16 protein-coding genes and 2 tRNA genes are annotated in these 18,440 nt (G+C 69.6%); 9 read left to right on the top strand and 9 right to left on the bottom strand.

Features of this window, described 5'->3' with window-relative positions; all coding sequences use genetic code 11:
• Positions 1-544: 544 nt before the first annotated feature.
• Together ACQPXB_RS37275 and ACQPXB_RS37270 are read right to left on the bottom strand one after the other, a co-directional pair.
• On the bottom strand, positions 545-1,405 hold the full coding sequence (locus ACQPXB_RS37275; protein WP_432846234.1) for a YihY/virulence factor BrkB family protein: 861 nt from the start codon (positions 1,403-1,405) through the stop codon (positions 545-547).
• Between the two features lie 463 nt (positions 1,406-1,868).
• Positions 1,869-2,984, bottom strand: a complete 1,116-nt coding sequence (locus tag ACQPXB_RS37270; protein WP_432846232.1) for a hypothetical protein — start codon at positions 2,982-2,984, stop codon at positions 1,869-1,871.
• Positions 2,985-3,450: 466 nt separating this feature from the next.
• Between ACQPXB_RS37270 and ACQPXB_RS37265 the strand changes: the two genes are divergently transcribed.
• From ACQPXB_RS37265 to ilvD, 3 genes are all read left to right on the top strand, one after another.
• Positions 3,451-4,218, top strand: a complete 768-nt coding sequence (locus ACQPXB_RS37265) for a DinB family protein (protein WP_432846230.1) — start codon at positions 3,451-3,453, stop codon at positions 4,216-4,218.
• 49 nt (positions 4,219-4,267) lie between these two features.
• Positions 4,268-4,495, top strand: a complete 228-nt coding sequence (locus tag ACQPXB_RS37260) for a hypothetical protein (protein WP_432846228.1) — start codon at positions 4,268-4,270, stop codon at positions 4,493-4,495.
• A gap of 153 nt (positions 4,496-4,648) precedes the next feature.
• Entirely contained in the window at positions 4,649-6,346 is a 1,698-nt protein-coding gene (gene ilvD, locus ACQPXB_RS37255) for a dihydroxy-acid dehydratase (RefSeq protein ID WP_386947621.1), read from the top strand.
• Between the two features lie 60 nt (positions 6,347-6,406).
• On the opposite strand, the gene ACQPXB_RS37250 is transcribed toward ilvD, so the two are convergent.
• Together ACQPXB_RS37250 and ACQPXB_RS37245 are read right to left on the bottom strand one after the other, a co-directional pair.
• The gene (locus tag ACQPXB_RS37250) at positions 6,407-7,252 is read right to left on the bottom strand and encodes a hypothetical protein (protein WP_432846226.1); all 846 of its coding nucleotides are present in this window, start codon (positions 7,250-7,252) and stop codon (positions 6,407-6,409) included.
• A 166-nt stretch (positions 7,253-7,418) separates the two neighbouring features.
• Positions 7,419-7,491 (bottom strand) — tRNA-Lys (locus ACQPXB_RS37245).
• A 234-nt stretch (positions 7,492-7,725) separates the two neighbouring features.
• Here ACQPXB_RS37245 and ACQPXB_RS37240 point away from each other — a divergent pair.
• Positions 7,726-8,964 carry an NADH:flavin oxidoreductase/NADH oxidase family protein gene (locus ACQPXB_RS37240; RefSeq protein WP_432846224.1) on the top strand — a complete coding sequence of 413 codons (1,239 nt, stop codon included), beginning with the start codon at positions 7,726-7,728 and terminating at the stop codon, positions 8,962-8,964.
• Positions 8,965-9,130: 166 nt separating this feature from the next.
• On the opposite strand, the gene ACQPXB_RS37235 is transcribed toward ACQPXB_RS37240, so the two are convergent.
• Positions 9,131-9,206: transfer RNA gene (locus ACQPXB_RS37235), tRNA-His, on the bottom strand.
• Between the two features lie 74 nt (positions 9,207-9,280).
• Positions 9,281-9,889 carry an oligoribonuclease gene (gene orn / locus ACQPXB_RS37230; RefSeq protein ID WP_285973492.1) on the bottom strand — a complete coding sequence of 203 codons (609 nt, stop codon included), beginning with the start codon at positions 9,887-9,889 and terminating at the stop codon, positions 9,281-9,283.
• Between the two features lie 117 nt (positions 9,890-10,006).
• Between orn and ACQPXB_RS37225 the strand changes: the two genes are divergently transcribed.
• On the top strand, positions 10,007-11,551 hold the full coding sequence (locus ACQPXB_RS37225) for a helicase HerA-like domain-containing protein (RefSeq protein ID WP_432846221.1): 1,545 nt from the start codon (positions 10,007-10,009) through the stop codon (positions 11,549-11,551).
• 68 nt (positions 11,552-11,619) lie between these two features.
• The gene (locus ACQPXB_RS37220) at positions 11,620-12,006 is read left to right on the top strand and encodes a DUF3224 domain-containing protein (protein ID WP_432846219.1); all 387 of its coding nucleotides are present in this window, start codon (positions 11,620-11,622) and stop codon (positions 12,004-12,006) included.
• A 123-nt stretch (positions 12,007-12,129) separates the two neighbouring features.
• Here ACQPXB_RS37220 and ACQPXB_RS37215 read toward each other — a convergent pair whose 3' ends face one another.
• The 3 genes from ACQPXB_RS37215 to ACQPXB_RS37205 form a co-directional block, all read right to left on the bottom strand.
• A complete protein-coding gene (locus tag ACQPXB_RS37215) occupies positions 12,130-13,179 on the bottom strand; it encodes a trypsin-like peptidase domain-containing protein (protein WP_432846217.1) in 1,050 nt (349 codons plus the stop codon).
• Between the two features lie 111 nt (positions 13,180-13,290).
• The gene (locus ACQPXB_RS37210) at positions 13,291-14,613 is read right to left on the bottom strand and encodes a M20 family metallopeptidase (RefSeq protein WP_432846215.1); all 1,323 of its coding nucleotides are present in this window, start codon (positions 14,611-14,613) and stop codon (positions 13,291-13,293) included.
• Between the two features lie 35 nt (positions 14,614-14,648).
• A complete protein-coding gene (locus tag ACQPXB_RS37205; RefSeq protein ID WP_432846214.1) occupies positions 14,649-15,425 on the bottom strand; it encodes a class I SAM-dependent methyltransferase in 777 nt (258 codons plus the stop codon).
• A gap of 173 nt (positions 15,426-15,598) precedes the next feature.
• Between ACQPXB_RS37205 and ACQPXB_RS37200 the strand changes: the two genes are divergently transcribed.
• From ACQPXB_RS37200 to ACQPXB_RS37190, 3 genes are all read left to right on the top strand, one after another.
• Positions 15,599-16,099 (top strand): hypothetical protein, encoded by a 501-nt coding sequence (locus ACQPXB_RS37200; RefSeq protein WP_432846212.1) that lies wholly within the window; start codon positions 15,599-15,601, stop codon positions 16,097-16,099.
• The gene (locus ACQPXB_RS37195) at positions 16,044-16,565 is read left to right on the top strand and encodes a DNA-3-methyladenine glycosylase family protein (RefSeq protein ID WP_432846210.1); all 522 of its coding nucleotides are present in this window, start codon (positions 16,044-16,046) and stop codon (positions 16,563-16,565) included. The genes ACQPXB_RS37200 and ACQPXB_RS37195 overlap by 56 nt, the downstream gene beginning before the upstream one ends.
• Positions 16,566-17,730: 1,165 nt before the next feature.
• Entirely contained in the window at positions 17,731-18,414 is a 684-nt protein-coding gene (locus ACQPXB_RS37190; RefSeq protein WP_432856941.1) for a M50 family metallopeptidase, read from the top strand.
• Positions 18,415-18,440: the final 26 nt, after the last annotated feature.

Here is an 18,440-nt window from a genome sequence, read left to right as displayed (position 1 = left end):
GCCCGCTTCAGGTGACAGTGGCTGCTTGTCCTCCGTCGGTGTTGCTGATGGCAGTCGAGCTGCTCGACGGCGCACGGAAGCGCCGGACAGCGGTCGAGACTGGCTCCGAGACGGCTTCCGCACGCCGAGAGTGGAGCGAACGCGGTCTCGGGCTCGCCACAAAGGACGGGTCACGAAACCGCCGAGATCGTCGGCTCGCACTCCGCGTCGCATCCGTCCACAGCGGGCGGGATGACGGCCGGGCAGCGGACGTGGGAGCACCACCTGCGTGAAGCAGCCGGCGGTCGGACTCCGAATCGAGCCGAGTTGGATCGGGTGGCCGGTACGCACAACGACGGTCGGCGGATCTTGCGCCAGTGGCGAACTGCCAAGAAGACCCCCGATGAACGGGTGTGCCTGCGCGGGGTACACCGAAGGTGAGTAGCGCGGACTACCGGTTGATCCTGGCCAACGAGCGCACCTTCCCTGCGTAGCTGCGCACCGTACTTGCGTTGAGCGCTGCTGGGTTGGTCAGGGCAGTGATCGAGCCGGCGGAGTTTGAGGCTCATTTTTTGGTGGTGCACCTGACTGACCGGAGGTCGATCTCCACACCGATCAGCAGGGCGAAGTGGCCCACCCACAGCCACGCGAGAAAGATCACCACAGTGCCGAGCGCGCCGTAGCCACCGGCGGCGAAGTTCGCGTTGTACCAGGAGAACGCGCCGGATCCGGCGAGCCAGAGGAGCACGCCGACAACGCCGCCCCGGCTCACCCATTTGGCTCGCCCGCGCGGGGCTCCCGGGGTGGCGGGCAGTCCTCGCTGCAGCAGCCCGAAGAAGATCAGGAGCACTGCGAACAACAGCGGCCAGCGCAGTGCGTGCCAAATGCCCGCGACCAGGTCGGGCAGCCCGACCGCCCGCTCGAGGGCGGCGCCGAGCGGACCGCCGGCCAGCAGCGCGAGAGTGATCCCGGCCAGCAGGGCGAGCATCAGGAGAGTCAGCGGAAGCCGCGAGAGCTTGGCGACCCAGGGCAGTCGGGTGTCCGGCACGCCGCGAATCCCGCCGATCGCGCGTTGGCAGGCGGCGACGTAGCCCGAGACCGCCCACACGCTCGCGACCAGTCCGACCCCCACGACAGTTCCGGCCGCGGTGTGGTCGCGCAGGGCGTCGCGCAGAACCGGGCCCACCCCGGCGGCGCCGGCCGGCAGCAGCTCGACAAAACCATCGACGACGACGTCGGTGTCGGGGGTGGAGCGCAGGGTCAGCTCGAGAATTGCGACCAGCACGATGAGCGCCGGGAAGATCGCCAGCAGGCCGAAGTAGGTCAGTGCGGCGGCTCGGTCGGGTAGCTGGTCCTCGGCTACGACTCGCAGCGCGGCCTCGACTCGCCTGCGCAGCGCGCGAACCAGCGGAGCCGAGTTTGTCACGTGCTCATGCACCTCCTTTCGCGAAGTCTGCGCCGGCTTCGTCGGCGTGACCTCGTCCGGGAGGGTGGAGACCTCGAGCTGTGTCCCTCCACCCCATCCTCTTGTGCGACATCCGTTTCCGCAGTCACGCGCCAAGACCCCGGGCCCGGGCGCGTGGCGGGGCGTTTCTCACCTGGGAAGGGTGATGTGTCAGCGGTGGTCTCGGTGGTGGTCCTGCGAGGTTGCGAACACGAACGACACGAGGTTGATGATCTCGGAATGAGGAGCACCTGGGGTTTGGTGTCAAGCGGCGGTTGGTTTGACGCAACGTGTTCGGGCGTGTGGGGCGTGTCGTTGACGAGCTGCTGGTACACGGCATCGGCGAGGTATCGAGTTTGGAACCCAGCGGCTCGCGACGCGCCCGTTCACCGGCTGTACTCGCTGCTGCAGGTGGTCAACCGCGCAGGTGGCGAGGGGTCCGCGATCACGCCGTCGGCGCGTATCTCAAGGTCGCGGCGACGTCGCCGCCGCGCGGGACGTCCTCGTGGCGGACGGCGAGCAGGTAGGCGCCCGACAGCCAGGCCCGGCGCGCGATCTCGTCGACGAGATCGACGGGGCCGGGAGCTCCGAAGGTCACCTCGCCCGAGTCGTCGACTTCGCCGGGGACGGTGGCGTCTATGTCCACGAACAGCGTGTGCACGGCGCCGCGCGTGGCGAAGCGGGCCAGGTCTGCGAGGTCGGTCGAGGTGCGACCCTGCCCGAAGCGTTCGTCGAAGGTGCTTTTCTCTTCGTCGAGCCGCGCGGCGTACCAACGGTCGAGGACCGCACGGGCTTCGGTGACCAGCTCGCCGTCGCCGCGGTCCTCCGGGTTGCCCGGCACGCTGTGTGGCACCAGGTCGGGGTAGCCGCAGTGCACGCGGAAGATGCTGTCGAGCGGCTCCGTAGCGGCGAGGACGAGCGGCACGCCGTGGCCGGGCAGCACCTCGCGCAGCGCGCCGTCGACCAGCCGGGAGAACTGCGCCATGCGCAGTTTCTGTCCCTCCGCGCCCTGCACCCGGCGGCTCGGTGCGCGGTCCTTGACGGATGCCTTGCCGACGGCGGACGCCACGTCCGCGGGCATGCCCGGCACGCGTATCTCACGCGGGGGAGCGTCGGGCACGGTTTCCAGCACCCGCGCCGAACCCTGGGCGAGCGCCAGCACGAACGCGGTCTGCGGGAAGGTCACTGCGCGCATCAGCGGTTTGACGAAGAACCGTGTGGCTCCGACTGCGGCCGGCGTGAGGCGGTTGGGCAGCCGAAAGCTGTGCAGCGAGGTCGGCGTCGCGAACACGGCGAGGCTGCGCGCCTGGTGCCGCCAGAAGACCCCGGAGTCCTCGTCCTCCAGCACGGCGAGTTGTTCTTCCAAAGCCGCGAGGTCCTGCTGGTCCACGTCGCCGAGCTGTGCCAGCGCTTCCCGGACTCCGTTCTTGTAGGCGATCCGCTCCGCCTCGCCCGGTGACGTGGGCTCGGTCTGCAGGTAGATCGACACGGCGGCCGGAGCTTCGGCCTGCCAGAGCGCGTCGATCTCGGAGCGGGTCGGGATGTCGGTGTACAACGTCATGCGGTTCCTCCTCATCGAGGTGTCCGTCCGCCCGTCCTGCCTGAGGCAGGGCAGGAAGCTCCATTCTCGACAGTAGGTCCAGGCACGGCGGGAAACCATGGAAGGCCGGTGACCCCGCGTTCGACGTAACTCTCTGCGGTCCTTGGAATGTAGGGGCCGGCACCGCCGCGATGAACCCGACGCCATCGAACAAGTACTCAGGTGGCTGACCGACCCTCGCCAATACCCTCACGACCGAGAGTCAGCAGACGAGGCGCTGGACGGGCTCAATCACCTGCTGGAAGTCGAGAACTTGCACGTTGAGCTGGACGGCGAGCTGCGCCCGGTCATCACGAGGTCTGCACGTTGTGCGTCGCGACAGCGCCCTGCCGCGGACTCACGGTGGCCCCGCCTCGCGCGTATCGAGTCGATGGCCAGGCCGCTGCCGAGTGTGGCGGGGGCGGGGCGGGTGGGCGAGACTGCTTCGATGGTTTCCGAGTACGCCGAGAGCGACCAATTCCGTGGTGCTCGTATCCACCTGTGCAATCTCGCCGGCCTCGAGATCCGCGATTGCGAGGTGAATGGCCTGAAGATCGTCGACTGCTACGGCAGGGACGTCTATCTCGGTGGTGACTTCGAGCGCCTGGTCGTCAACGATGTCGACGTGACCGCCTACGTCGAGGCCGAACTCGACCGCCGGCACCCCGTACGGGTGCTGGCGCGGGATGCGGCATCCCCCGAGGACTACGGGGCTGCGTGGGACGCGATCGAGGCCCTGTGGGGCGCGACGCTTGACCAGGCGAGGCTGTTGCCCGAGGCCAGACTGCACGAGCGGGTCGCGGGCGAGTGGTCGTTTGTCGAGACGCAACGGCATCTGCTGTTCGCGTGCGATGCGTGGCTCGGCAACGCCGTGCTCGAGGAGGAAGCGCCCTACCACCCGTGGGGCCTGCCCGCCGGGGGGATGCCGCCCGACGCGGCGGCGAAGCTGGGCCTGGACCTTGACGCCACCCCATCGCTCGACGAGGTGCTCGCGCCGCGGCTGGCCCGCATGGCCGTGATGCGGCGTGTCGTCGAGGGGCTCACTCCGGCCGAGCTCGACCGGGTGTGCGGTCGCAAGCCGGCGGACCCGTATCCCGACACGGAGTACGTCGTGCGCCGCTGTCTCAAGGTAGTGCTGAAAGAAGAAGGCGAGCACCACCGTTACGCAGTGCGCGACCTTGCGGTGCTCGAGGCGGGTGTGCCTAGACCGCAGTAGTCGCCTAGCTATGCCCCGGCCAGGTGGCGAGCCCTGGTGTCCGTGATGGGTGACGGAGGTCGGCGGCTCCACGGTCGTTCAGATCGCCTTGCCGAACGACCTCGCGGGCATGGAAACCTTCCCGGGAAGCTACTTCCTCAACGCGGAGGCTGAGGTCGTTGTTGACCTCACGCCGCTTGAATTCGCCGAGCACGCGAGCGTTGAGATCACTTCGGCGAAAGCTCGTGACATCCTGGACGACCTTGGCTCGCATTCTGCCCCGAAACGATTACCGTGATATGACTGATTTTCTGAACGACTTGCCCAAGTTATCCCTGGGAAAATTTCTGCTTTTGTACCGGGTGCTGCCAAGTTACGATAGTCGAATTTGGTCGTCGAAAAACCGTGGAGGAACAAGGTGCACCAGAATCGTTTGGACTCCGGTCCGTTCATGGACGAGACTCCGGACATCAAGCCGCGCAGTCGCGACGTCACGGACGGTTTGGAGCGTACCGCTGCGCGCGGGATGCTGCGGGCTGTGGGGATGGGTGACGACGACTGGGTGAAGCCGCAGATCGGTGTCGCTTCTTCGTGGAACGAGATCACGCCGTGCAACCTGTCGCTGGATCGGTTGGCGAAGGCGAGCAAGGACGGTGTGCATGCGGCGGGTGGCTACCCGTTGGAGTTCGGCACGATTTCGGTGTCCGACGGTATCTCGATGGGCCATGAGGGCATGCATTTCTCGCTGGTGTCGCGTGAGGTGATCGCGGACAGTGTGGAGACGGTGATGCAGGCCGAGCGGTTGGACGGCTCGGTGCTGCTGGCCGGGTGTGACAAGTCGTTGCCGGGAATGCTGATGGCGGCTGCCCGGCTTGACCTGGCCAGTGTGTTCCTCTATGCCGGTTCGATTCTGCCTGGTCGGGTCACGCTGTCGGATGGCGGCGAGCGTGAAGTCACGATCATTGACGCGTTCGAGGCCGTCGGTGCGTGCGCCAGGGGCTTGATGAGCCGCGAGGACGTCGGGCTGATCGAGCGCGCTATCTGCCCCGGTGAGGGCGCGTGTGGCGGGATGTACACGGCGAACACGATGGCCAGTGCGGCCGAGGCGCTGGGGATGTCGTTGCCCGGCAGTGCGGCTCCGCCGGCGACGGACCGGCGGCGTGACGGGTTCGCGCGGCGGTCGGGTCAGGCGGTGGTCGAGATGCTGCGCAAGGGGATCACCGCTCGGCGGATCATGACCCGGGAGGCGTTCGAGAACGCGATCGCCGTGGTGATGGCGTTCGGCGGCTCCACCAACGCGGTGCTGCACCTGCTCGCGATCGCGCACGAGGCGGAGGTGCCGCTGAGTCTGGACGATTTCACGCGGATCGGTGCGCGGGTGCCGCACCTGGCCGACGTGAAACCGTTCGGGCGGCATGTGATGACCGATGTCGATCGCATCGGCGGCGTGCCGGTGGTGATGAAAGCGTTGCTGGACGCGGGTCTTCTGCACGGCGATTGCCTGACCGTGACCGGGCGTACGGTCGCCGAGAACCTGGCCGAGATCGCGCCGCCGGACCCGGACGGCACGGTGCTGCGCGCGATGGCCTCGCCGATCCACCCGACCGGCGGCATCACGATCCTGCGTGGTTCCCTGGCGCCGGAGGGCGCGGTCGTGAAGTCCGCCGGTTTCGACTCGGACGTGTTCACCGGCACGGCCAGGGTGTTCGATCGCGAACGCGCCGCGATGGACGCGCTGGAGGACGGCACGATCGTCGCGGGCGACGTCGTGGTGATCCGCTACGAGGGCCCCAAGGGCGGGCCGGGGATGCGGGAGATGCTCGCCATCACCGCGGCGATCAAGGGTGCGGGGCTCGGCAAGGACGTCCTGCTGCTGACCGACGGCCGTTTCTCCGGCGGCACGACCGGCCTGTGTGTCGGCCATGTCGCCCCGGAGGCAGCCGACGGCGGGCCGATCGCCTTCGTCCGCGATGGCGATCCCGTCAGCCTCAACGTCGCGACCGGGATGCTGGACCTCGGCGTGGATGCCGCCGAGTTGGCCGCTCGCCGGGCGGGCTGGACGCCGTTGCCCGACCGCTACACACGCGGCGTGCTGGCCAAGTACTCCAGGCTCGTCGGCTCGGCCTCCCAGGGCGCTGTCTGCGGGTAACGCAGGCGGGACTGCGCCCGGCGATCCGGCCGGGCGTGGCCGTCGCTCATGACCGAATGGTCAAGTGGAACGAGGCGAAGGGCGCTGGCAATTTCTGTTGGTGCCGGGCTCAGTGGGTGAGCCGCTCAGGAAAGTGGGGACGGCGCCGGTCGCGGCCGCGTGGGTGGCATGAGTGCTCAAGCCCATGAGGAAAGGTTCACGACGTTCCCCGGCCCCGGCCACCCTGACGAAGCGGGCGTCGGCGCCGGGTTCGCTGGTGCTCTGTCCGAGGACGCCCTCGACGACGCCGAGAAAAGTCTGCTCCCGAGCGCAGCAGACAAGGCCTCTCGGCACCAGGCGGCGCTCGAGCAGTCGGCGCAGAAGCCTTGAACCTCGGGCTGCCTGGCCGGCCGCCAATGCACAGGCAAGACTGGTCTCGAAGACTCCGGCGAGGCTTCGAGGCGCGGCGCCGCAGCTGCCGTCGGATACGGCTCGTGTAGTGAGCCAGAAGCTCTGTGCCTTGCTGGGGTCTGCGCTGAGGGCGCCGTTCGGGCCGACGCGGGCGCAGGCGGGGTTGGGGGCTGCGAGCGCGCGGACGCCGTCGGCGAGCATGGCGGCGCGGGCGTCTCCCGTTCCGGTTGATGACCGGTGCGGGACACCGGAAATCCCGCGCGCGAGGGCGTCGAACCAGTGGGGGCGAACATCGGGCGTGCAGGCGCCGGACCTGTCGCTTTCAGCGCGGTTGGCAGGCGTGGCCTGGCCGGCTGCGGCTGACTGGACGTATCGGCTGCTCTCGACGGCGGTCTGGTCGGCTGCTACGGAGATCGGGTGGCCGACGACGTCGCCGGCAATCCGCGTTCGAACGACAGTCGCAGCGGACCCGAAGGTGCGGCCGTCCGCAACCAGTCGGCGGGATTCGTGCCACACCGCGAAAGCCTGGCGCTCATGGTGGGTTGGACATGAAGTTCGGGCTCGACTCGCTGAGGAATTCTTCGATCACGGTGACCACTGTGGACGGTAGACAACCGGAAGAAACTCTTCCACATAACACAAATCCCCAGGCCGGAAGTGATCCGAACCTGGGGAGTGAGGGTGCGCCATCAGGGACTCGAACCCCGAACCCGCTGGTTAAGAGCCAGCTGCTCTGCCAATTGAGCTAATGGCGCTTGGTGGTGCCCGCCGCTTTGGTTTCCCTCGGCGACGTGGAAAAGATTAGCAGGCTGTTCAAGCCGCGTTTCAGGGGGGTCCCCTTAAGTGCGCGCGGTGGGTCGCCGCGGCGGCGGGAGGGCTCCTAGCTGCGCGTTCCCGTTCAGTCTGGCAGATCGGGGGCCGTTGTGGGGGCCGTCGAGGTCATTAAGTGGCCGTTGACAACTGTACGTCGTACAGGTAACTCTGGTCTCATGTACGACGTACAGGAGAACATCCTCGCCACCCCACTCACGCTGCCCAATGGCACCGTCCTCGCCAATCGGCTGGCGAAGGCGGCCACCAGTGAGCACCTGGCCGACCGGCGGGGCGCGCCGACGCGGCAGCTCGCGGAGGCCTACCGAAGGCTCGCGCACTCGGGTGCCGGGCTGCTGATCAGCGGAAACGTCATGGTCGACGGCTCGGCGCTGGAGGCTCAGCGCAACGTCGTGATCGAAGACTTCCGGCACCTGCCAGAGCTGCGGCGCTGGGCGGCCGCGACCGTGGGCACCGACACCAAACTGCTCCTGCAGCTCTCGCACCCCGGCCGGCAGTCGATGCGCGGCCTGAAGCTCGCTGGGCGGCAGGACGTCGTCGCGCCTTCAGCAGTGCCCCTGGACCTGGGGAAGTGGCTCTTCCGCCGGCCGCGGGCGCTGTCGGACGTGGAAGTCGGCACACTCGTCGCGCGCTTCGCCACGGCCGCGTACGTTGCCGCCGAAGCGGGCTTCGCCGGCGTCCAGCTCCACGCGGCCCACGGCTACTTGCTCAACCAGTTCCTGTCCCCGCTCGTCAACCGCCGTGACGACCGCTGGGGCGGCTCACCGGAGAACCGGATGCGCTTTCTGCTGGAGGTCGTCCGCGCGATCCGCGCCGGCACGCCTCCGGACTTCATCCTCTCGGTCAAGCTCAACTCCGCAGACTTCCAGCGCGGCGGCTTCGCCCCCGAAGACGCCCTCGCGGTCGCCAAGGCCCTCGAACAGGAAGAGGTCGACTTCCTGGAAGTATCCGGCGGCACCTACGAAAGCATCGCCGTCGTCGACGGCACCCCTCAACGCGCCTCAACGCTCGCCCGCGAGGCCTACTTCCACGACTTCGCCGAAGACTTCGCCCGCGAGCTCACGATTCCCCTCATGCTCACCGGCGGCTTCCGCTCCCACGCCGCCATGGTCGACGCCGTCTCCTCCGGCTCCGTCGACCTCGTCGGCCTGGCCCGCCCCATCACCCACGACCCGACCTTCCCCCACCGACTTCTCACGACCCCCACTGCCCGCAGCGCCGCCCCCACCCCGAAGATCGGCCAGAAGCTCCTGGACGACCTCCTCAACTCTTCCTGGCACCAGCAACAGCTCTCCCGCCTGGGCCGCGGCGCCCGTCCGCGCCCCTCCCGCCGCCCCACCACCGCCCTCGTCATCGCCGCCCTCACCACCCTCCGCGACGCCCTCTTCTTCTCCTAACCCTCCACAAAGGACGACGAATACCCCACGACCTAGGGTGACGACACGGGATGGGGGTCCAGGGGGCTCGCCCCCTGGCGGGGGTCTGGGGGTCCGACCCCCAGAAAAAAGGCGAAACCCCAGCCCGGGGAAAGGTGCCCGAAGGTCACCGACCAGACTGGGGTGATGGGGTGAGCGACGGGTTTCGAACCCGCGACCTCCTGGACCACAACCAGGTGCTCTACCAGCTGAGCTACGCCCACCATCTGCGAGGGATCGTTGCGATCACCTTGCTGCGGAATATCGTAGCGTGCCCTCGCGAGGGGTTTTCACCGGGTCAGCTTCGGTGGCGTTCCTGCACTTCGGCGGCCGCGGCTTTGGCTTGTTCGCTGGTCGGCCCGGGTTGGGGGACGAAGGCGACGTTGCGGTAGTAGTCGAGTTCGCCGATGGATTCCTTGATGTCGGCGAGCGCGCGGTGGGCGAGGCCCTTCTCCGGCTTCGCGTAGTAGATCCGCGGGTACCAGCGCCGGACGAGTTCCTTGACCGACGACACGTCGACCATGCGGTAGTGCAGGTGGCTGTCGAGCGCCGGCATGTCGCGGGAGATGAAGCCGCGGTCGGTGGCGATGGAGTTGCCCGCCAGGGGGGCCGTGCCGGGGTCGGGGACGTGCTCGCGGATGTAGTCGAGCACGCGCTGCTCGGCTTCGGCGAGCGTCACCGCGGAGGCGCGGACCTCTTCGGTGAGCCCGGACTTGGCGTGCATGTCGTGGACCACCTGCGGCATGCCGTCGAGCGTGGTGTCGTCGGTGTGGATGACGATGTCGACTCCCTCGCCGAGGACGTTGAGGTCGGCGTCGGTCACGAGGGCGGCTATTTCGATCAACGCGTCTTTGCCGAGGTCGAGCCCCGTCATCTCGCAGTCGATCCAGACTAGGTGGTCGGTCACCCGGACAACCCTAACCCGACACGGGGATGTCAGCCGGGTTACCTGCGCATTCGGCGCGTTACGCTCGGGCAGCCAGGTGAAAGAGTGTGATTTCGGACTCGGAACGGGGTGCGGCCAGTGGCCGAGCAGGGGTCGGGGCCTGCGGCGGAGATCGCGCAGGGTTACGTGAGCGAGGGCGCCGCGGTGGAGCTGGGCGCCGTGGTGATCGACGGGCGGACCGAGGCGGCCGCGGCCGTGCGGCTGCCGCTGGCCACGCTGAACCGCCACGGTCTGGTGGCGGGTGCGACCGGCACCGGCAAGACGAAGACGTTGCAGCTGATCTCGGAGCAGCTCTCCGCCGCGGGTGTGCCGGTGGTGCTGGCCGACGTGAAGGGCGACCTTTCGGGCCTGTCGGCGGCGGGCCAGGCGAACGACAAGCTCACGAAACGCGCGCAGGAGCTGGATGACGACTGGGCGCCGGCCGCGAGCCCGGTGCAATTCCTGTCGCTGGGCACGGGCGGCAAGGGCTCGCCGATCCGGGCCACGATCACGAGCTTCGGCCCGGTGCTGCTGTCCAAGGTGCTGGACCTGAACGAGACCCAGGAGTCGACGCTCGGCCTGATCTTCCACTGGGCCGACCAGCGCGGGCTGGCTCTGCTCGACACGAAGGACCTGCGGTCGGTGATCACGCACCTGACCAGCGACGAGGGCAAAGCCGACCTCAAGGGCATCGGCGGCGTCTCCGCGGCGACGGCCGGGGTGATCCTGCGCGCACTGTCCAATCTGGAAGCCCAGGGCGGCGAGGACTTCTTCGGCGAGCCCGAGCTGGACGTGCACGACCTGATGCGCCAGGCCGACGGCAAAGGCGTGGTGACGCTGCTGGAGCTGGACAACCTGCAGTCGAAGCCGGCGTTGTTCTCGACGTTCCTCATGTGGCTGCTGGCCGAGCTGTTCGAGGAGCTGCCCGAGGAGGGCGATCTCGACAAGCCGAAGCTCGTGTTCTTCTTCGACGAGGCGCACCTGCTGTTCAACGACGCGTCGAAGGCGTTCCTGGAGCGCATCGAGCAGACGGTGAAGCTGATCCGGTCGAAGGGCGTCGGCGTGTTCTTCTGCACGCAGCTGCCCACCGACATCCCGAACGCCGTGCTGTCGCAGCTGGGCGCGCGGGTGCAGCACGCGCTGCGCGCGTTCACGCCCGACGACCAGAAAGCCCTGGCCAGGACGGTGAAGACGTACCCGAAGACGCCCCACTACGACCTCGAGTCGGCGCTGACGTCGCTCGGGATCGGCGAGGCGGTGGTCACGGTGCTGTCCGAACGGGGCGCGCCGACTCCGGTCGCGTGGACGCGGCTGCGGGCGCCGCGGTCGAAGATGGGCTCGGTCGGGGACGAGGCGGTGGCCGCGGCGGTCGCGGCGTCCGACCTGAACGCGAAGTACTCGGAGACGATCGACCGGGAGTCGGCCTACGAGAAGCTGGCGGCTCGGGTCGCGGCGCCTGCCCAGCCGCCTGCTGCCGAGGCCCCAGCCCCTGCTCCCGCTCCGGTTCCGGCGGGGAACGCCGAGGATCCCGGACTGATCTCCCAGGCCATGAGCAACCCGGCGGTGAAGTCGTTCATGCGCTCGGCCGCGTCCGCGTTGGGGCGGGAGATCACGCGGGGGCTGTTCGGCAACCGGCGGCGGTGAGAAATACCTGACAAGCCCTGGCAGGTATGGCGGGCAGGCTGAGCGCATCCGATCGGAAGGAACGAGCCATGACCAGCACCGCGACCGCCACGTTCGAGCTGGACAAGTGGGAGCCGCAGGCCGAGGACGAGACGGGCGGCACCGAGTTCGCGCGGGTGGCCATCGCCAAGACGTTCACGGGTGCGGTGGAGGGCACCAGCACCGTCGAGATGCTGACGGCCTCGAACGCCACTTCGCGCGCGTACGTCGCCTTCGAGCGACTGTCGGTGTCCGTCGACGGGCGCAAGGGTTCGTTCGTGCTGCGGCACACGGCGGGTGCCGACGGCCTGTCGCTGCTCATCCTCGCGGGCTCAGGCTCGGGAGAGCTGACGGGTATCTCCGGCTCCGCCGCCATCACCCAGGACGAAGCCGGCAACCACGCGTTCACGCTGACCTACGAGCTCCCGGCAGCGTGAAAGCCGCTCTCTCAGGGCCCCGAAACCCTGGGAGAGCGGCTTTCACCGTGGTTTCCCCGCCACCCCGATTCGAGCGAGGAAAGTCGGACGGGCCGCCCCGACCGCGGTCCGTCCGCGACCGCGTCAGCCGTTGACGATCTGGTTCACGATCGTCTTGGCGTCGTTGACCGGGATCGCGAAGCCGATCCCGACGCTGCCCGCGGAGCCTCCTGCCGCCGACGGGCTGTAGAGGGCCGAGTTGATGCCGATGACCTGGCCCTGGGCGTCGACGAGCGCGCCGCCGGAGTTGCCCTGGTTGATCGAGGCGTCGGTCTGGATCGCGGTGTAGCTGGGGCCGTTGTCGGCCTGGTTCGATGTGCGGCTGAACGGCGACTGCTGTTGCTGCTCGCCCCCGCCGACGTCGGACAGCGGCCGGTTCAGCGCGCTGACGATGCCGGTGGTCACGGTGTTCTGCAGCCCGCCCGGCGAGCCGATGGCGATCACTTCCTGGCCGACCGCGAGCTTGCTCGAGTCGCCGAGGGTGGCGGCGGTGAGGCCGCTGGCGCCCTTGGCCTGGAGCACCGCGATGTCGCCCTTGGTGTCGGCGCCGACCACGCTGGCCTGGTACTTCTTGCCGTCGGACGTCGTGATCGTGACGTCGCCGACCGCGCCGTCGACCACGTGGGCGTTGGTGAGGATCCGGCCGTCGGAGGTCAGGATGACGCCCGAGCCGATGGCTTCGCCCTGGCCGGTGTCGACGTTGACCTGCACGACGCTCGGCAGCACCTTCGCCGCGACCGTGCTGACGTCGCCGGTGGAAGTCGTGTTGCTGACCGTCTGCCTGGCGACCGCGGAGGACGACGCGGGCGAGGCCACCGACGTGGTGGTCAGCCCGACGATCGCCGCGCCGGCGCCACCGCCGACGAGCGCCGCGGCGAGCGCGGTCGCGCCGACGACGGCGGCCAGCTTGCCGCCCCGTCGCTTCGGCTGCGTCGCGTGCTGAGCCTGCGGCTGCTGCGTGAAGAGCGGGTTCGGCGCGGCCTGCTGGTGGCCGTACTGCCCGTACTGGGCGTACGGGCCGTACTGCGGCTGGGTGTGCTGCTGGGCGTTCTGCTGAGCAGCGTTCGGGTGGGTCTGGTGCGGCTGGTGCCCACCGGGTGAGGCGGGGCCGGGCCGACTCGCGTTCTCGGTCATGACACCAGGTTCGCGGCCGTGGTTGTGAGAACCCTGTGGAAATCCCTTCGGCTTTGCTGAGAAGAATCAGCTGAGAATCCTCAGGCGTTCCTCAGCCTGGGCGGGCGGTTTTCAGTCGAAGAATTTCGGGACGTCGAGGGCACCTCCCGAGGCCTCGAACTCGTCGTGCACGGCTTGGCGCAGCGTCGCGTCGGCGAGGTAGTCGGCGGCGGTGAGGGCGAGGCCGAGCGCGCCGTCGACCACGGCCTTGTCGCCCGAGGGCGACCCGGCGGCTTCGGCGAACTCCTTGGTGTGCAAGGCAACCGTCGGTCCGGAGACGGCGATCATCGGATGCAGCGCGGGCATCCGGTACGACAAGTTGCCCAGGTCCGTGGACCCGGTGAGGAACTCCGGCACGATGCCCGGCGGCAGCGGTTTGCGGCCGGTGTCGGCCTGGTTCACCGACCACCGCCCGGCGAGTGTGGTGTTGAAGCGGATCGGCAGGTACGCCGGCTGCGAATCCCACGTCAGCTCCACGCCACAGCCCGTCATTTCGGCAGCGCCGTGGGCGATCGCGGTGATCCGCTTCGCGAGGTCGCGCAACGTCTCGGGGTCGGCCGAGCGGAGGTAGAACAGGAGCGCGGCGCGTTCGGGGATCACATTGGGCCGGGCGCCGCCGTCGGTGAAGACACCGTGCACGCGGTCGGTGGAGGGCAGTTGCTGACGCAGCATCGACACGCCCTGGTAGGCCGCCACCGCCGCGTCGAGTGCGTTGCGCCCCATGAACGGCTGCGCCGACGCGTGGGCCCCGACGCCGTGGAACACCATCTCCAGCTGCCGCCGGCCGAGGAACGGGTGCAGCGCGATGTCGTGGCTGAACGGGTGGAGCATGATCACGGCGTCGACGTCGTCGAACACCCCGGCGCGCGCGAGCGTCTCCTTGCCGCCACCGCCTTCCTCCGCGGGCGTGCCGATCAGGGACACGCGCCCGCCGATCTGCTCGGCGACGGCCGCGGCACCCAGGAACCCGCCGGCGCCGGCGGTGCAGATGACGTTGTGCCCGCACGCGTGGCCGAGCCCGGGCAGCGCGTCGTACTCCGACAGCACGGCGATGTGCGGCCCGCCGTTGTCCGGCGTGCTCGCGCGCAGCGCCGTGTCGAGGCCGCCGAGGCCCACCGTGACCTCGTGGCCGTGGGTGCGCAGGAGCTCCGCCAGCGCGCCGACGGAGCGGTGCTCGGTGAAGCCCTCTTCCGGGTGGGCGTGCAGGTCTTGGCTCAGCGCAACGAGTTCGTCGGCGTGGGCCCGCACTTCTCGTTCCACGGCCGCGCGCACGCCGGACTCGGCTCCGGTGTGGGCGGAGCCGAGGGGCTCGGCGGCCGCGACGGCTTCGGCCGTGGCTTCGATCAGTGCGCGCAGGTGGGAGTCGTCGGGTGGGACGGGAGCGGCGTCGGTCATGCGGGGATGCTATCCCCGGGCACCGACAAAGTGGATCAGTTCGCCCCGGGCAGCTCGCCGGAGACGATCTGGGTGACGCCCGCGAACCGCTCGGCGACGATGCGGAAACCCCGCGCGCGCAAGGCGGCCGCGATCTCGCCGCGGTCGAACATCCGCTGTCCGCTGAGGATTCCGCCCGCCGTGTCGACGACTCGCGCGGGTTGCCAGTCTCGCCGCGCGCTCGTCAACAGCACGACGCGACCACCGGGACGCAGGATCCGCGCGAACGAGTCGAGGGCGCGTTCGGGCTCGGCGAACATGTGCAGGGCGGCGAAGCAGCAGATGGCGTCCACTGTGGAGGGTGGGAAGGGCGGTTCGACGGCGCCGGCGCGGAGGTAGGCGACCCCGTCTTCGTGGCTCTCGTCTGTCTCGGCTACGGCGCGGGCGAGCATCGAGGGTGCGCCGTCGAGGCCGATGGCGAGGCCGTGGTTTCCCGTTGCCGCACCGAAAGCGCGGGTGAACCGGCCGGTGCCGCAGGCGACGTCGAGCACGATCTCGCCCGGTTCGAGCGCGAGGAGTTCCGCGGCGAGGCGGACCTCGCCGGCCATGCTGGGGCCAAACGGGCCTTTGAACAGGCGGCCGAACGCGGGGCGCCAGAAGCGTTCGTAGACCTGGGGGAGCAGCGTCGTGCGCATCACGCGCTGGGTGATTCCGGTGGTGGGCCCGGCTTGCGGTGCGTCGCCGAGGACGTCGAGGTAGCCGGCGTCCGTGGGCTTGGCCGGCGTGGTGAGCAGCTCGGCGAGACGGTCCTGGGCTTTCGGGTGCTCGACCACCGGTTTTTCTCCCCTCTCGGTGGGATACCGGCAGTATGCCAAAGCCTGGTTGTCCACGATCGAGTGAAGATCTCGCCGATCAGGCGTTCGAGTGCCCGAATTGTCGGCCCCCCTTCCTAACGTCGCTTCCACGGTTCTCCGACCCCCGGAGTCCGCAGAGGAGGGACATCCCGATGACCGCACCGATCCTGCTGCCCATCGACGTGCCGACCGGCGAGATCGCCGTGCGCGGACCGTTCGACCTGTCCGCCGCGAGCCGCTACCTGGCCGGGTTCGGCCCGGCCGGCCGGCCCGACGCCGCCTCGGAGTCGGGCGTGCTGCGGCTGGCCTTCCCCGTGGACGGCGTGTGGACCCACGCCGGCGCCGCCATCCGCCAGAGATCGCCCGGCACGGTGGAAGTCGAGGTCTCCGCGCCGGTCGACCTGGCCGCGCGCGTGATGGGGCAGGTGAGCCGCATGCTGTCGCTCGACGTCGACGCCTCGGGTCTGCCCGACATCGACTTGCGTAGCCGCCGGTTTGCGCGCCGAGCATCCGGGTTTGCGCCCTGTGTTGCTCTCCTCGCCTTACGAAGCCGCCTGCTGGTCGGTGCTCTCCCAGGGCATGCGCTTCACCACGGCCATGAGGCGCCGCCGCCGCCTCGCCGAACGCCACGGCGCCATCATCGACGTCGGTGAGTACCAAGTGGTCTCGTTCCCGGCGCCGGCGGTTCTGGCGGAACTGGCTTCGGAAGACGGCCTGGCCGACTTCCGCGTCGCCCGCCTCCGCTCCGTCGCCCAGGCCACCGCCGACGGCCGCCTCGACCCGGCCGAACTCCGCGCCCTCCCCGTTCCCGACGCCCTGGCGCACCTCCGCACCATCCCCGGCATCGGCGCTTTCTCCGCCGAACAAATCCTCCTGCGCGGCGCCGGCCACCCCGACCTCTTCCCCCGCGCGGACGCCCGCCTGCACGCATCCATGCGCGATGCGTACTCGCTCCCCGCGACCACCCCCGTCTCCCAGCTGATTCCCCTGGCCGATGACTGGCGCCCTTACCGCAGCTGGATCGCCCTGCTGTTCCGCGCCACGCTCGATGCCGTCCCTCCCGACCCTGACGCGGCTTCCTTGGCTGAGGAGGTGGTGACCGGCTCGGCCGCACAGTGATGCCGTCCGCTGCGCCGCTAGCCCGGCAGTTGCGGCTCACGAGTCGCCCGCGTGGACGCGCCGGCGCGCCCGCGGCTGTCGCGCCCGGGAAGGAGGTGACAGCCGGCTTGGGTAACGACCGACGTCAAGCCGCGCTGGTGCGGTGGAGCCGTGCACCTGAACGTCGAGGCTGGTCTGTCTGAGCGGCGACGCCTGGCCGCGCGCCTGGAGACCGGGCTCGCCGAGCGTGCCACCCTGGCGGCTGTGCCGCCTTTAGCCGAGGTGACTGCCGCGCGACGGCTGGCCGCGATGGTGCTGCGACGACGTGCGACTGGATGTCGAGACTGCCTCGGCTGGTGTGCGACGCCCGGACGCGCGTGTCCGAAGGCTGCGGCTCGTGCGGAAGTGCCGCTCTGGCGGCTGTGCCGACGTGCCCGTGGGGCAGCCGGGATCGGCCGAGGAACGGCGCCCGGCCGTGGTGGTGCTGTGCTGCTCGGCGGAGGGCGATCGGTGGGATGGCTCGGGCGGGCGATCCTCGGCGGCTGTGCGGCCTGGTGCGAGGGGGCTTCCTGGCCCCTGCGCCGGCGCGTTCGGTCTTGTCGCAGTCGCTTTCGGTCAGGGGGCGGGAGTGGACCGCTGCTCACGGTTGCCTGCTGGGGCGCTGCGGACTGCATTCGAGATGGAGGTGGTGACTGGGTTCGGGAGGGAGGTCGCGGGTGCGTTCAGCTGGTTGCGGTCCAGCGGCGCGGCCCTGTGCTGGGTGACGAGGAAGCGTGCGGGCACAGCAGTGCCCAGGGGCGTGCTCTGCGGGCAAAGCGTGGGTCGGGACCGGTGCCGGGCCGGCTGCGGTCGGTGGTGGACGGCGCAACCGGTGCCACAAGCCCGGTCAGTTCTCGCCCGAGCAGTGGGCGGGCGACTGAAGGAGGTGGTCAACAGCGGCCGACAGCGCCGCACGCGATGCAACAGATACCGAAGGCCAAGAAGGGAGAACCCATGAACTGACCCCGCCCATACCGACCCCAGCCACCCCGTCCCGCAGCGGGCACTAACAGTGGCCAGATGCCGCCTGTGGTGAGGTGTGCGCGTGATTTCGCGTGTGTTCGACGTCTCGTCCGTGGTCGCCAGTCAAGGTGTGGCTGGTGGGTGGGGGCGTGCGGCCGACGCGCCCGGGGCGGTCGAGGCGGCGCTGACGCAGGCGAACACGCCGGCGGCGATCACGTTGGTCACCGGGGGCGTCGCGTTGATGGTGGTGCTGGTGGGTGGTACGCCGTGGCGGTTTGCGCGCAACGTGGTGACCATCGTGCACGAGGCGGGGCATGCGCTGGCGGCGGTGCTGGTCGGGCGGCGGTTGCGGTCGATCAAGCTGCACTCGGACACCTCGGGCGTCACGGTGTCGCGCGGGAAGCCGGAGGGGCCGGGCATGGCGTTCACGGCGCTGGCGGGCTACGTCGCGCCGTCGGTGCTCGGGCTGGTGTTCGCGAGCCTGGTCGGGCAGGACCTGATCACGGCCGTGCTGGTGCTGGTGGCGTTGCTGCTGCTGGGCGTGCTGATCATGGTGCGCAACGCGTACGGCGTGTTCACCGTGGTCGCGAGCGCGGTCGTGCTGGGGCTGGTGGCGCTGGTCGCGCCGCCGGTGGTGCAGGCGCCGTTCGCGTATCTGCTGACGTGGTTCCTGTTGTTCGGGGGCGTCCGGCCGGTGGTGGAGCTGCAGGTCAAGCGGCACCGTGGGCAGGCGCGCGACTCGGACGCCGACCAGCTGAGTCGCCTGACCGCGGTGCCGGCGGTGCTGTGGGTGCTGGTGTTCGTGGTGCTCACGGTGAGCTGCCTGCTGGCCGGTGCGCTGTGGCTGCTGGAGCCGGTCGTCGCCTGAACGACCCGGGGATGGGCCGCGGGCGT

It is taken from the genome of Amycolatopsis sp. CA-161197 (assembly GCF_050942255.1).
GTDB lineage: Bacteria > Actinomycetota > Actinomycetes > Mycobacteriales > Pseudonocardiaceae > Amycolatopsis.
Note: the sequence above shows the minus strand (reverse complement) of the source record. Positions and strands in the feature narration are given on the sequence as shown.

Excerpts from the sequence above, each read along its gene's own strand:
- ACQPXB_RS37270 (WP_432846232.1), bottom strand. The coding sequence starts at position 2,984 with ATGACGTTGTACACCGACATCCCGACCCGCTCCGAGATCGACGCGCTC.
- ACQPXB_RS37265 (WP_432846230.1), top strand. The coding sequence starts at position 3,451 with ATGGTTTCCGAGTACGCCGAGAGCGACCAATTCCGTGGTGCTCGTATC.
- ilvD (WP_386947621.1), top strand. The coding sequence starts at position 4,649 with ATGGACGAGACTCCGGACATCAAGCCGCGCAGTCGCGACGTCACGGAC.
- ACQPXB_RS37240 (WP_432846224.1), top strand. The coding sequence starts at position 7,726 with ATGTACGACGTACAGGAGAACATCCTCGCCACCCCACTCACGCTGCCC.
- ACQPXB_RS37220 (WP_432846219.1), top strand. The coding sequence starts at position 11,620 with ATGACCAGCACCGCGACCGCCACGTTCGAGCTGGACAAGTGGGAGCCG.
- ACQPXB_RS37215 (WP_432846217.1), bottom strand. The coding sequence starts at position 13,179 with ATGACCGAGAACGCGAGTCGGCCCGGCCCCGCCTCACCCGGTGGGCAC.
- ACQPXB_RS37210 (WP_432846215.1), bottom strand. The coding sequence starts at position 14,613 with ATGACCGACGCCGCTCCCGTCCCACCCGACGACTCCCACCTGCGCGCA.
- ACQPXB_RS37200 (WP_432846212.1), top strand. The coding sequence starts at position 15,599 with ATGACCGCACCGATCCTGCTGCCCATCGACGTGCCGACCGGCGAGATC.
- ACQPXB_RS37195 (WP_432846210.1), top strand. The coding sequence starts at position 16,044 with ATGAGGCGCCGCCGCCGCCTCGCCGAACGCCACGGCGCCATCATCGAC.